The 13,864-nt window shown below is 47.8% G+C and carries 12 protein-coding genes and 2 pseudogenes; 7 read left to right on the top strand and 7 right to left on the bottom strand.

What is annotated here, in order from left to right; translation table 11 throughout:
• Positions 1-11: 11 nt before the first annotated feature.
• The gene (locus tag D9734_RS11170; RefSeq protein ID WP_165382790.1) at positions 12-530 is read right to left on the bottom strand and encodes a glycine zipper 2TM domain-containing protein; all 519 of its coding nucleotides are present in this window, start codon (positions 528-530) and stop codon (positions 12-14) included.
• Between the two features lie 312 nt (positions 531-842).
• A complete protein-coding gene (locus tag D9734_RS11165; RefSeq protein WP_165383277.1) occupies positions 843-1,034 on the bottom strand; it encodes a YfgG family protein in 192 nt (63 codons plus the stop codon).
• Positions 1,035-1,062: 28 nt separating this feature from the next.
• On the opposite strand from D9734_RS11165, the gene D9734_RS23245 reads away from it, so the two are divergent.
• On the top strand, positions 1,063-1,203 hold the full coding sequence (locus tag D9734_RS23245; protein ID WP_165383276.1) for a hypothetical protein: 141 nt from the start codon (positions 1,063-1,065) through the stop codon (positions 1,201-1,203).
• Positions 1,204-1,384: 181 nt separating this feature from the next.
• The gene (locus D9734_RS11160; RefSeq protein WP_130207477.1) at positions 1,385-3,628 is read left to right on the top strand and encodes a sensor domain-containing phosphodiesterase; all 2,244 of its coding nucleotides are present in this window, start codon (positions 1,385-1,387) and stop codon (positions 3,626-3,628) included.
• A 44-nt stretch (positions 3,629-3,672) separates the two neighbouring features.
• On the opposite strand, the gene ppx is transcribed toward D9734_RS11160, so the two are convergent.
• From ppx to purM, 4 genes are all read right to left on the bottom strand, one after another.
• Positions 3,673-5,214, bottom strand: coding sequence for an exopolyphosphatase (gene ppx / locus D9734_RS11155; protein WP_130207475.1), 1,542 nt, complete (start codon positions 5,212-5,214; stop codon positions 3,673-3,675).
• Positions 5,215-5,217: 3 nt separating this feature from the next.
• Positions 5,218-7,284, bottom strand: coding sequence for a polyphosphate kinase 1 (ppk1, locus tag D9734_RS11150; protein ID WP_130207473.1), 2,067 nt, complete (start codon positions 7,282-7,284; stop codon positions 5,218-5,220).
• 172 nt (positions 7,285-7,456) lie between these two features.
• On the bottom strand, positions 7,457-8,098 hold the full coding sequence (gene purN, locus D9734_RS11145) for a phosphoribosylglycinamide formyltransferase (RefSeq protein WP_130207471.1): 642 nt from the start codon (positions 8,096-8,098) through the stop codon (positions 7,457-7,459).
• Positions 8,098-9,135 carry a phosphoribosylformylglycinamidine cyclo-ligase gene (purM, locus tag D9734_RS11140; protein ID WP_130207469.1) on the bottom strand — a complete coding sequence of 346 codons (1,038 nt, stop codon included), beginning with the start codon at positions 9,133-9,135 and terminating at the stop codon, positions 8,098-8,100. Before purM ends, purN begins: the two co-directional genes overlap by 1 nt.
• 398 nt (positions 9,136-9,533) lie before the next feature.
• On the opposite strand from purM, the pseudogene D9734_RS23535 reads away from it, so the two are divergent.
• Together D9734_RS23535 and D9734_RS11130 are read left to right on the top strand one after the other, a co-directional pair.
• Positions 9,534-9,638 (top strand): annotated as a pseudogene (locus tag D9734_RS23535) (family 1 glycosylhydrolase); the annotation flags it as partial.
• Positions 9,631-9,978: pseudogene (locus D9734_RS11130) on the top strand (family 1 glycosylhydrolase); the annotation flags it as partial. The pseudogenes D9734_RS23535 and D9734_RS11130, both read left to right, overlap by 8 nt.
• 30 nt (positions 9,979-10,008) lie before the next feature.
• Here the strand turns inward: D9734_RS11130 and D9734_RS11125 are convergent.
• The gene (locus D9734_RS11125) at positions 10,009-10,785 is read right to left on the bottom strand and encodes a hypothetical protein (RefSeq protein WP_130207465.1); all 777 of its coding nucleotides are present in this window, start codon (positions 10,783-10,785) and stop codon (positions 10,009-10,011) included.
• 168 nt (positions 10,786-10,953) lie between these two features.
• Between D9734_RS11125 and upp the strand changes: the two genes are divergently transcribed.
• The 3 genes from upp to D9734_RS11110 all read left to right on the top strand — a co-directional run bounded on the left by upp (position 10,954) and on the right by D9734_RS11110 (position 13,755).
• On the top strand, positions 10,954-11,580 hold the full coding sequence (gene upp, locus D9734_RS11120; RefSeq protein ID WP_130207463.1) for a uracil phosphoribosyltransferase: 627 nt from the start codon (positions 10,954-10,956) through the stop codon (positions 11,578-11,580).
• An 88-nt stretch (positions 11,581-11,668) separates the two neighbouring features.
• Positions 11,669-12,958, top strand: coding sequence for a uracil permease (gene uraA / locus D9734_RS11115; RefSeq protein WP_130207461.1), 1,290 nt, complete (start codon positions 11,669-11,671; stop codon positions 12,956-12,958).
• A 95-nt stretch (positions 12,959-13,053) separates the two neighbouring features.
• On the top strand, positions 13,054-13,755 hold the full coding sequence (locus D9734_RS11110) for a DnaA inactivator Hda (RefSeq protein WP_074399451.1): 702 nt from the start codon (positions 13,054-13,056) through the stop codon (positions 13,753-13,755).
• Positions 13,756-13,864 lie beyond the last annotated feature (109 nt).

Here is a 13,864-nt window from a genome sequence, read left to right as displayed (position 1 = left end):
CCTCCTGATTATTAGCTCTTTTCAGGACATTTGGTATTTGGCTGAATACGCGTTTCGTTATACGTCGTGGTAATAACGACAGCTAAACCCGTCGTAAACTGGCATTCTTTACCCACCTGTGTGGATGTATACACTTTGGTGCCTTCCTTATAAGTTAAAGAAACACCTTCCACTAAGGTTTTATCATTCACCATAGAACCTGCTGCTGCGCCTACAGCTCCGCCGCCAACTGCACCTGCCGTCGTTCCGGAATTACTGCCAGACCCGACGTTGTGGCCGATAACGCCGCCAGCGACTGCGCCAATAAGTGCGCCGAAGGCTTGTGCATTCCGTTTATTTTGGGAGTTGTCTACGGCAACTTTTGCGGGAAGAATGGAAATGATATTAACGGTTTTAGTTTCTTGCTTGGTATTCAGTTGATCAGTTTGATAAACATCGGCGGCATGATCGTCAGCATTTGATTGGCATCCTGCCAACATGAATGACGCTAAAATTGCCACAGGCAGAAGACATTTTTTAAATTTCATCACTATTCCTTGTTATAGACTTTACGAAAAACAAGACATTTAAGATCATCGAAAGAGGAAAGTAAATGTATAGACTATGAAGGAATAGATTAAATTTATTTAAATTCATTGAATAAATATATATGCATTAACGCATAATAAAAACATATATATTATGTTTAATATACATTGCGTCTTATTGCAGAATGATTCGAAATCAGAACAAAGAGGTAAAAATTTAGATAAATAAATGCCTGCCGCTTTGATAACAACAAAGAGCAACCGTATCTGACAGCATTGAACCGTCTTGTTCAGTAAAGGTGACGAAGGTAACCGCTAACGTTGTACCGGGGATTCGATAGAGAATGTGGATTGCTGAGCTTCTTTTTTGCTCTGATGATGCTGCCAGGCGCCAACGGAGGAGTAGATAAAGCGGCCAAAGAAGAAGAGAAAGCTGATAAGCAATACGATACGAGTCATGCGACTGTTAAATCGGTGTCGTTTTCGCATACTGGTTGGCTGACTCACAAAGGGTTCCTCAAGGTATGTCCATGCCATGGACGGTACTTACATTAAGGCATACCCGGGCGCAATGGTCAATTGTTCATTATGTAAAAAAGCGTCAGTTGATACATATTTTAATGTTATGGAAGTTAATTTAATTATTTACAATAATGATGTAATAATGACGGGTTAACATGATAAACGTAATAATTCATTGAACAGGGTAATTTTGTTTGATATATATCAATTGGAACTTTCATATGACAATTAGAATCAATGCTCCTTAATTGCGATGAATAATCATCCATCGAAGTCAGGTGGGATGCCTGTCTGAATACACCCTTTCAGGATGTAAGGGGTTCTGCTGAGCATCTATGAAACTGAATGCAACTTATATAAATATACGTGATAAATGGTGGGGGCTTCCGCTGATCCTGCCGTCTATAATCTTGCCTGTTTTTGCCCATATAAATACGTACGCACATATTTCTTCTGGTGAAGTTTTTCTCTTTTATCTGCCGCTAGCGCTGATGATCAGTATGATGATGTTTTTTAGCTGGGCAGCATTGCCAGGTATTGCTTTAGGGATTTTTATTCGCAAGTATGCCGAGCTTGGTTTTTATGAAACGCTCTCGTTAACGGTTAATTTCATTATCATTATCATTCTTTGTTGGGGCGGCTACAGGGTGTTTACTCCCCGACGTAACAACGTTTCACATGGCGATACCCGCTTAATTTCCCAGCGCATTTTTTGGCAGATTGTTTTCCCTGCAACGTTGTTTCTGGTGCTCTTCCAGTTTGCGGCGTTTGTAGGTTTACTGGCGAACAGAACAAATCTGGTTGGCGTCATGCCCTTTAATCTGGGAACCTTAATTAATTATCAGGCTTTACTGGTGGGTAATCTGATAGGCGTCCCGCTTTGCTACTTCATCGTTCGTTCTGTACGAAATCCATTTTATTTGCGAAGCTATTATTCTCAATTAAAACAACAGATTGACAGTAAAGTTACAAAAAAAGAGTTCGCGCTGTGGTTGCTTGCTCTGGGCGCATTGTTATTTCTGCTATGTATGCCTTTAAATGAAAAAAGCACAATTTTCAGCACCAACTATACCTTGTCGTTATTGCTGCCGCTGATGATGTGGGGAGCGATGCGTTATGGCTACAAGCTGATCTCGTTGCTCTGGGCAATAGTGCTGATGATCAGTATCCATAGCTACCAGAATTATATTCCCCTTTATCATGGGTATACCACTCAACTAACCATAACCTCCTCCAGCTATCTGGTATTTTCTTTTATCGTCAATTACATGGCGGTTCTGGCAACGCGTCAACGAGCGGTGACCAAACGCATTCAGCGGCTGGCTTACGTGGACCCGGTTGTTCATCTGCCGAATGTTCGAGCTTTGAATCGCGCGCTGCGTGATGCGCCCTGGTCCGCGCTATGTTTTTTACGCATTCCTGGTATGGAAATGCTGGTAAAGAACTATGGCATCATGCTGCGTATCCAATACAAACAAAAGCTTTCACATTGGCTGGCACCTTTACTGGAACCCGGAGAAGACGTTTATCAGCTTTCTGGCAATGATCTCGCGCTGCGACTGAATACAGAGTCTCACCAGGAGCGCATTATCGCATTGGATAACCATCTTAAGCAGTTTCGTTTCTTTTGGGATGATATGCCATTGCAACCACAGATTGGTGTCAGCTATTGCTATGTCCGTTCGCCAGTGAATCATATTTATTTGCTGTTAGGCGAGTTAAGTACGGTTGCTGAACTCTCTATAGTGACTAATGCCCCGGAAAATATGCAGCGTCGCGGAGCAATGTATCTGCAGCGAGAATTAAAAGACAAAGTGGCAATGATGAATCGGCTACAGCAGGCGCTTGAGCACGACGATTTTTGCCTTATGGCCCAGCCAATTACTGGAGTGCGCGGCGATATCTATCATGAAATTTTGCTGCGTATGCGAGGGGAGAATGATGAACTCATCAATCCTGATAATTTCTTGCCGGTTGCGCATGAATTTGGCTTATCGTCCAGTATCGACATGTGGGTCATCGAACATACATTGCAATTTATGGCGGAAAATAAAGAGAAAATGCCCGCCCAACGATTTGCGATTAATTTGTCGCCAACTTCAGTTTGTCAGGCCCGCTTTCCTGTTAAAATTAGTAAGTTATTAGCGAAATACCAAATAGAGGCGTGGCAGCTTATCTTTGAAGTCACCGAAAGTAATGCCCTTACCAATGTTAAGCAGGCACAGAATACGTTACAACATCTTCAGGAGTTAGGATGCCAGATTGCTATTGATGATTTCGGCACCGGATACGCAAGTTATGCGCGGCTAAAAAATGTGAATGCCAATTTATTAAAAATTGATGGCAGCTTCATCCGTAATATTGCCTCGAATAGTCTGGATTACCAGATAGTGGCATCGATTTGTCATCTGGCACGAATGAAGAAAATGCAAGTGGTTGCGGAGTATGTTGAAAATGAAGAGATTCGCAAAGCCGTACACTCTTTGGGTATTGATTACCTGCAAGGCTTTTTGATTGGTGAACCGCAGCCGTTAATTGCGATTACAGCTGAAAGAGAACCTGTTCGAGAAAGCGCGTAATTCATTTGGGCCAACGCAACAGGTTGGCCCGTTTTCATTTCATATTAAGCCGCGATTTCCGGCGTGCTTTCTTCTTCAATTTTTAACCGCCAGCCACTCACGCCTTCCCAGTATTCTTGCTCCTTTTCCAGATCAAGCAATACCAGCGCGTTCTGGCTAAACCAGTCATGCGGAAAACGTAACGTCCAGTGGCTATCATCAGTAATCAGAGTCAATGTCGGCGGTGTTGTGGTTGCCTGACGTTGATTGTTAAGTAATACGCCAAGACGCAACAGTTGAATTAACGGCAGGAACTGTTTTTTCTTAAACAGCGTAAAGCGTGGCAAATCGTCGAGCTTAATCGCTTTACGATGATAACGCACCAGCGTCGCCATCATCAGTTGTTGTTCCTGATTAAACCCTGGCAAGTCGCTGTTTTGCAGGATATACGCAGAATGGCGATGAAGGCCGCTATGATTAATGCTTAATCCGACTTCATGTAGCATGGCGGCCCAGCGCAGTAATGCTTCCAGTTGTGGATGCGCCAGCTTCGGTTGCTGTTCCCGCCATTGTTCGTACATTTGCATAGTTGTGTCGAGCACCCGTCGGGCCTGTTCACTGTCAATGTGATACTGGTTGGCCAGACTGCTGGCGGTGCGGCTACGCACATCCTGATGGCGGAAACGTCCTTCCATTTCATACAAAACGCCTTCACGCAGCGCCCCGTCAGAAAGCCGTAGTTCACGAATGGCTAAGGCATCAAATACACCACACAAAATAGCCAGACCAGGAACAAAAACCGTTTTCCGTTCTTCCGACAGACCCGGCAAACTTAACGCCGAGAAATTACGATGACGCAATACTTCTTTCACCAGTTTATCGAGGCGCTCTGGTGTGATGATGCCGTCTTTCTCGCCCATTTCCAGCAACACTTCGTGGGCGGCTTTAATGGTGCCGGAAGCCCCCATAGCAACGTTCCAGCCCTGAATACGGAATTGCCAGGTTAATGTTTCCAGTTTTTGTGCAGCCGCCATGCGTGCGCGCTGAAAATTCTCTTTATTGATGACTCCGCCCGGAAAATAAAGCTGGGCAAAGCTAACGCAACCCATCCGGCGGCTTTCGACGAGAATCGGTTCGAAATTTTCTCCAATTACCAGCTCCGTTGAGCCGCCGCCAATATCAATAACCAGTTTGCGACCTTTTTCCGGCTGGGTATGTTCCACACCCATAAAAATCAGACGAGCCTCTTCGTTGCCGGAAATAATTTCAATCGGATAGGGAATAACCTTTTCGGCGCGTTTCAGAAAATCAGTAGCGTTCAGCGCCTGACGCAGTGTATGTGTCCCGACAATGCAGACACTAGAGGGAGAGAAACCTTGCAAGCGCTCGGCAAACAGCGACAGACAGCTTAAACCGCGCGTCATCGCCTCCTCACTCAACATATTATCTGGCCCCAGACCATCTGCCAGGTGTACCCGTTGTTTCAGGCGGCCAATAATCTGCATGGCGCCATCCACCACACGGGCAATAACCATGTGGAAACTGTTTGAACCAAGATCGACCGCAGCAAACTCCTGCGGGCGAGGGGATTTGTCGTGTATTGGCATAGGTTATTCTGGTTGTTCGAGTGATTTTATGTAGTCGTAGATCGCCAACTGCGCCCGAACTTTCCGGCGATTACCGCGGGGAACGTAGCGATTACTGAGTTCTTTATCGATATAACGTGCTTTCACCGTATCGCTGAACAGAATATCTACGATATCCAGTACCCGCTGCTTCAGGCGCGGGTCGAGCAGCGGCGTTGCCACTTCAATACGATAATCAATGTTGCGCGTCATCCAGTCGGCGGAAGAGAGGTAAACTTTTTTATCGCCACCATTTTCAAAAATATATACCCGATCATGTTCAAGGTAACGGTCAACAATGCTGATAGCACGAATATTGTCGCTAATGCCTTCCAGATTGGGGATCAACGAACACATCCCGCGTACCAGCAGATTTACCGGCACGCCGGAACTGGATGCCGCATACAGACGATCGACCAGTCCTTTATCGACCAGGTTATTCAGTTTCAGAGTAATACCGCTGGGCAGCCCTTGTTGTGCGTTGGCGATCTCGCGATCCACCATTTCATACAACAGACGGCGGGAGTTTTGCGGCGACACCATTAAATAATCAAATGTCACCGGACGGTATGGGTTTTCAATAAAGTTGAACACCCGCCGCACTTCGTTGGTGATGCGCGCATCGGCGGTCAGCAGCGAATAGTCGGTATAAAGACGTGCGGTTTTTTCGTTAAAGTTCCCGGTCCCGATATGCGCGTAACGGACGACTTCACCGTTTTCTTTACGTGAAATCAGGAACAGTTTGGCGTGAATTTTCAGCCCCGGCGCAGAGAAGATAACGTGCACGCCAGCTTCGGTTAGTCGCTTCGCCCAATGAATGTTAGCTTCTTCGTCAAAACGTGCCTGTAGTTCAACCACCACGGTCACTTTCTTGCCGTTGTGCGCAGCGTGGATCATCGAGTCGATGATGCGTGAATCTTTTGCCACACGGTAAATGTTGATTTTAATCGCCAGTACGCTCGGATCGAACGAAGCCTGACGCAACAGTTCTAGTACGTGCTCAAAGGTGTGATAAGGGTAATAGAGCAGAACATCGCGTTCGCGAATGGCATCAAAACCGTTGCGGAACTGGGCTTTATCAAACCAGATATGGCGTAAACGCGGCAGTGGTTTGTTAACCAGATTCGCTTTGCCGACATTAGGGAAATTAATAAAGTCTTTAAAATTGTGGTAACGACCGCCAGGGACGATAGAGTCGTAACGGGAAATAGTCAGTTTCTCACGCAACACTTCAACCAGCGCGTTAGGCATATCACGCTGATAAACAAAACGTACTGGCTCTGCGGTTAAACGCTGCTTCAGACTGGAAGACATCAGCTCCATCAGGCTGGCTTCCATCTCGTGTACTAAATCGTATTCGGCGTCGCGGGTCATCTTCATCGAATAGGCATTCAGCGCGTCATAATCAAAGAAGCCTTTGAAGATATCATCAAGGCAGTAACGCAGAATGTTATCCAATAAAATCATTGGTTTGCGTCGACGCGGTGCTTCCGGCGGCAAATTCACAAAGCGCGGAACTTTATCCGATGGGATCTCCAGCAGCGCGTAACGGATGGTATCGCCACGAATTATCTCCACCGCCAGATAGGTATAATCATCTTTCAGAAACTGCACTAAGTCAGTGTCAGGATTGATTAAAATCGGCGTAATGTGCTGACGCAGATACTGCTTAAAATAATGACGCAGCCAGTTTTGTTGATTAACGGAGAGTTGGCGTTCATTAATCAGGAAGATCTGGTTACGCGCCATCTCCAGTAGCAGTTCATTGTAAAGGCCGTCAAATTCCTGATCGGCTTTCAGTACGCGGGATTGAATTTTGCCCAGCAAATGGCGGGAATGAGAGTTAGAACCTTGTTCTTCGCTAATAATGATCCGTCGCTTCAGTTCAGCGAAGCGAACTTTATAGAACTCATCAAGGTTATTGGAATAGATCCCAAGAAAACGCATCCTTTCAATCAGCGGGTTAGATTTGTCCGCCGCTTCCTGAAGCACGCGTTCATTGAACGATAACCAACTGAGCTCTTTCTCGATGTATAGCTTTTCCTGACCCATTACCACTTTTACTCCGTTTTATTCACGGGACACTGCCTGGATATTATGGCGAGCAATGTTGGCAGATGTCCAACTATGCCAGAAAAGGGGGAAAAAAACTGCTGAAGCCTGCGATTTACAGGAGAAATGAGAAGCGCCAGTAGTAGCGCTGGCGCTTTAAATATGCGGAAGATTACTCGTCGTCGGCGGCGTAGCCCTGCGGTGGAAGACGCTGATCATCCAGCCACGCGGCGTTTTCAAGCATCTTCAGACGACCATCAACAAACCAGCTAATGACCAGCGGGTAAATAGCATGTTCCTGAGTTTGCACGCGAGCGGTGATTTCATCTTCCGTATCACCGGCAAAAACCGGAACTTTAGCCTGCAAAATCACCGGGCCGCCGTCCAGCTCATCGGTGACGAAATGCACTGATGTACCGTGTTCTTCATCGCCATTTTCCAGCGCCTGACGATGGGTATGCAAACCGGGATATTTCGGTAGCAGGGAAGGGTGAATGTTTAGCAAATGTCCGGCGTAGTGGGAAACAAACGCTGGGCTGAGAATGCGCATAAAACCGGCCAGAACTACTACATCGGGTGCGTACATGTCGATTTCGTGCATCAACTCCCGATCATAGTCTTCCCGACTGTCAAATTGGCTGGCAATTAGCGTATGCGTTGCGATACCTGCTTTGCGGGCGCGCTCAAGGCCGAACGCGTCGGCCTTATTGCTGAAAACTGCCCGTAGGGTGCCTTTAATTTTGTTGGTTTTACAGGCATCAATAATTGCCTGCAAATTACTTCCGTTGCCGGAAATAAGCACCACAATATTCATTATTCGATAACCACGCGTTGTTCGGAATCAGAAGCTTTGATGATACCGATTTTCCACGCGTTTTCACCGTTGGCATTGAGCAGGGCGAGAGCTTTGTCCACTTCCGGAGCAGGCAGGGCGATAACCATCCCGACGCCGCAGTTGAAGGTACGATACATTTCATGGCGGCTGACGTTACCTGCCGTTTGCAGCCAGTTGAACACTTCCGGCCACTGCCAGGAGGATTCATCAATCACTGCCTGAGTGTTTTCTGGTAATACGCGAGGAATGTTTTCCCAGAAACCGCCGCCGGTCAGGTGCGCAATGGCGTGAACATCAACCTTTTCAATCAATTCCAGCACTGACTTCACATAAATACGGGTTGGCGCCAGCAGATGATCGGCTAAAGGTTTTCCGTCCAGCTCTGTAGTTTGCGGGTCGCAACCGCTGACTTCGAGAATTTTGCGTACCAGCGAGTAACCGTTCGAGTGCGGGCCGCTGGAGCCGAGCGCAATGAGCACATCGCCGTCGCTAACTTTAGAACCGTCGATGATTTCTGATTTTTCTACCACCCCAACACAGAAACCAGCGACATCGTAATCTTCGCCGTGATACATCCCCGGCATTTCTGCCGTTTCGCCACCCACCAGCGAACAGCCCGATTGCAGACAACCTTCCGCGATGCCGCTGATCACCGCTGAAGCGGTATCAACATCCAGTTTTCCGGTTGCGTAATAGTCGAGGAAAAACAGCGGTTCCGCGCCTTGCACCACCAGGTCATTAACGCACATGGCGACCAGATCAATACCAATGGTGTCGTGACGTTTTAAGTCCATCGCCAGACGTAGCTTGGTGCCTACACCGTCAGTGCCGGAAACCAGTACGGGTTCTCGATATTTTTGCGGCAGCGCGCACAATGCGCCGAATCCACCCAATCCCCCCATCACTTCCGGGCGACGGGTTTTCTTCACAGTCCCCTTGATTCGGTCAACCAGAGCGTTTCCTGCGTCAATATCAACACCGGCATCTTTATAGCTGAGAGAGGTTTTGTCGGTCACTGCTAAGTCTCCACGCGTTTGCGTTAGCAAGAAAAATCGGCGCAATTCTAACAGTCTAAGCAAACGTTTGCGAGCCCATTGTGCATCCATTTTTTAGGGGGTGGATTTTTGCCGTTCGGCCTGAGAACGCGGTCAACTTTGATACTATTCACGAAAATGAAACCGGGTACATTTTTGTCCTTGCATCAGTTGCGTTGAATGCACATGGTGCAACTGAAATCGGTTTCTGTTTTTGCGAAAACGAGAAGTCAGCGTGTCGTTTTACCATTCGGGAAGGATGAGAACGATGGGCATTGCAGCATTTGATATTGGCGGCACCGCGCTAAAAATGGGCGGCGCTATCCGTCGCTTCGATAACTTTGCTATGAAAACGTGGCTGATGTAATGACGGCAGGCGTAACCGTAAACTCATCGACTTCTTCGTGCGCTTTGCCCAGGTTGTCTTCACCCATTATCAGCATCCAGTGAAGTACTGGATGACCTTTAACGAGATAAACAACCAGCCTGGTTTCTAACCCATACGTGCATAAATTCTATTGGGGATGGCAGATTGACCCGGTAGGGCTGCGCTATTCGCTGAACTGGTTCTGTGACCACTATCAGCTACAGCTGTTTATCGTAGAGAACGGTTTTGGCTCGATCGACGTGCAGGAAAGCGACGGTACGGTGAACGACCAGTACCGTATTGATTATCTCGCAGCCCATATTAACGAGATGAAAAAACGCTACGGCTTTATTTACGTTGATAAAGATAACGAAGGTAACGGCATGCTAGCACGCAGCCGTAAAAAATCGTTCAACTGGTATAAAGAGGTGATCGTCTCTAACGGCGAGAAGCTGTAATCATGGAACGACCAGCGAAAGCTGGCCGCGTTAGGATGCTTTTTTCTTCGTGCGCCTGGAATTGCGTTCAATCACCTCGTAAATAACCCAGGAACGCGCTATTTTCCTGCCGTTGATCGTCACAATCTCGCTGTTTCCCCCGCCTCTGATGGCGGTTATTTTCTTTTGATTCAGCAGAATATTGACCTCTTTTTTATTATTTGTTTCCAACAGTAGCTGTCCGGTTTGCCTGTCGCTAATCCGATACCACTGCTGTTTTGGTGGCGGTTGAGATGCTCGCCGAAATCGCTGTTTTACTTTTTCAGCGGCAATGGTTACAGCGATGCCTAATGCACCCATTATGGTCAATGACCAGAAGCCAAAGGGGAATCCAAAATAGCCTTTGTGAAGTTTGAACCAGAAGGCGTGGCAAAATTTTACAATTTCGGGGTTGCTTTTCACATAATTGATACAGACAGACTTTCTGTTGCCGGGATTCCAGGACGTATCAATAAATTCTGCTGTTCTTTTGCGTCCACTCGCCTGAAATTCAACGGTGAAGGTATATCGAAAATCGCAATTCGCGTTCCGGCCATGTAGTTTACATAAGCCTTTACTTGCAGCTTCTTCCGGTGAGATGAAACGCACATTGTAAATCGTTGACATCGTCGCAACTGAGTCTTGCCGCATCTGCACTTCATCATAAACCACCCAGCCAGTCCACAGGCTAAAAATCACAAAAGCTGCCTGATAGCTCCGGTATAACACCTTCTCAAAAGTAGAGGCTTCCGCCCACGCTTGCTCTTTTTTACTTTTCCGTTTTTTCATGTCTCGCGCATCCTGGCGCAAAAGCTGATGAGTACTGAGATTTGCTACTCTATTCCTGGCAACCCCGCCTATGCTTGATCAGCATCAAGTAAAAAAATGTTGTCGATGAAAAGAATGGCGGTATAATCCGTCGATTTTTTTTGTGGCTGCCCTCAAAGGAGAAAGAGTATGAAGATCGTGGAAGTCAAACACCCACTCGTCAAACACAAGCTGGGACTGATGCGTGAGCAAGATATCAGCACCAAGCGCTTTCGCGAACTCGCTTCCGAAGTGGGTAGCCTGCTGACTTACGAAGCGACCGCCGACCTCGAAACGGAAAAAGTCACTATCGAAGGTTGGAACGGCCCGGTAGAAATTGACCAGATCAAAGGTAAAAAAATTACCGTGGTGCCAATTCTGCGTGCGGGTCTGGGGATGATGGACGGTGTTCTGGAAAACGTTCCGAGCGCGCGCATCAGCGTAGTCGGTATGTACCGTGATGAAGAAACACTGGAGCCGGTACCGTACTTCCAGAAACTGGTTTCTAACATCGATGAGCGTATGGCGCTGATCGTTGACCCAATGTTGGCAACCGGTGGTTCCGTTATCGCGACCATCGACCTGCTGAAAAAAGCGGGCTGCAGCAGCATTAAAGTGCTGGTGCTGGTGGCTGCGCCAGAAGGTATCGCTGCGCTGGAAAAAGCGCATCCGGACGTCGAGCTGTATACCGCATCGATTGACCAGGGGCTGAATGAGCACGGATACATTATCCCGGGCCTCGGCGATGCTGGTGATAAAATCTTTGGTACGAAATAACGAATAAAAAATAATTAAAGCCGACTTTAAGAGTCGGCTTTTTTTTGAGTAAAGCGCCTATAACACATAATATACAGAGGATAATACTATGACGCGCCGTGCTATCGGGGTGAGTGAAAGACCGCCACTTTTACAGACAATCCCGCTTAGTTTACAACATTTGTTCGCCATGTTTGGTGCAACCGTCCTGGTGCCCGTCTTATTTCATATCAACCCGGCGACCGTACTGTTATTTAACGGTATCGGAACGCTGCTGTATCTCTTCATCTGTAAAGGGAAAATCCCGGCTTATCTTGGTTCGAGCTTTGCCTTTATTTCTCCGGTGTTATTGCTGTTGCCGTTGGGTTATGAAGTCGCGCTGGGCGGCTTTATTATGTGCGGCGTGCTGTTCTGTCTGGTTTCTTTTATTGTGAAGAAAGCAGGGACTGGCTGGCTGGATGTGCTGTTTCCTCCAGCTGCAATGGGGGCAATCGTTGCTGTCATCGGTCTGGAGCTGGCAGGCGTGGCCGCTGGCATGGCTGGCTTACTCCCGACTGAAGGGCAAATGCCAGATTCCAAAACCATCATTATCTCCATTACTACCCTTGCGGTTACGGTTTTAGGTTCCGTTCTGTTCCGCGGTTTCCTGGCGATTATCCCGATTTTGATTGGCGTGTTGGTGGGGTACGCGCTCTCCTTCGCAATGGGTATTGTCGATACCACGCCGATTATTAACGCTCACTGGTTTGCTCTGCCGACCTTTTACACGCCGCGCTTTGAGTGGTTTGCCATTTTGACCATTCTGCCTGCGGCGCTGGTGGTTATTGCCGAACACGTGGGGCATCTGGTGGTAACGGCTAACATCGTGAAAAAAGATCTGCTGCGCGATCCGGGCCTGCACCGTTCCATGTTCGCTAACGGCCTGTCGACCGTTATCTCCGGGTTCTTTGGTTCCACGCCAAACACTACCTACGGGGAAAACATCGGCGTTATGGCGATCACCCGCGTCTACAGTACCTGGGTAATCGGTGGTGCGGCGATCTTCGCCATTCTGCTCTCCTGTGTTGGTAAACTGGCTGCGGCTATCCAGATGATCCCACTGCCGGTGATGGGCGGCGTTTCGCTGCTGCTTTACGGTGTCATCGGCGCTTCTGGTATTCGTGTACTTATTGAATCGAAAGTGGATTACAACAAAGCACAGAACTTGATCCTGACTTCCGTGATCCTGATCATCGGCGTCAGCGGCGCGAAGGTAAACATCGGTGCGGCAGAACTGAAAGGTATGGCGTTGGCGACCATCGTCGGCATTGGCTTAAGCCTGATCTTTAAATTGATTAGCGTGCTCCGTCCGGAAGAAGTGGTGTTGGATGCAGAAGACGCCGATATAACAGAAAAATAATGTAGCGACCGGGCAGTAATGCTGCCCGGTTCAAACATGATGGAATTCTGTGGTAAACTTCTCGTGATTTTGTGAAATCCCTGGTTGAGGTATCTCTGAACACACCGGCACAGCTCTCTTTGCCACTTTATCTTCCTGACGACGAAACCTTTGCAAGTTTCTGGCCGGGGGATAACTCCTCTTTACTGGCCGCGATGAAAAACGTGCTGCGTCAGGAACATAGCGGTTACATCTATCTCTGGGCACGCGAAGGCGCGGGGCGTAGCCATCTGCTGCACGCGGCTTGCGCGGAATTGTCGCAGCGTGGCGATGCGGTAGGTTATGTCCCGCTGGATAAACGCACCTGGTTTGTTCCGGAAGTGCTCGATGGTATGGAACAACTGTCGCTGGTTTGCATCGACAATATTGAGTGTATTGCTGGCGATGAGTTGTGGGAGATGGCGATTTTCGATCTCTACAATCGGATTCTGGAGTCAGGTAAAACACGGTTGCTGATCACTGGTGATCGTCCACCTCGTCAGTTGAATCTGGGGTTACCGGATCTTGCGTCACGTCTCGACTGGGGGCAGATCTACAAGTTGCAGCCACTTTCTGATGAAGACAAATTGCAGGCTTTACAGTTACGCGCCCGTTTGCGTGGTTTTGAACTGCCGGAAGATGTGGGACGTTTCTTGCTGAAGCGGCTCGACAGAGAGATGCGCACGTTATTTATGACGTTGGATCAGCTGGATCGCGCATCGATTACTGCACAACGTAAGTTGACCATTCCGTTTGTGAAAGAGATCCTGAAGCTGTAGACAGGACGTTTATTGTCGGATGCGGCGCGAGCGCCTTATCTGACCTACTCGAATCAAGTTCATTGTATTTGTAGGCCGGATAAGACGCGGCAAGCGTCGCATCCGGCAA

It is taken from the genome of Escherichia sp. E14S1 (assembly GCF_004211995.1).
Classification (GTDB): domain Bacteria; phylum Pseudomonadota; class Gammaproteobacteria; order Enterobacterales; family Enterobacteriaceae; genus Escherichia.
This window is presented reverse-complemented; position numbering and strand designations above follow the sequence as displayed.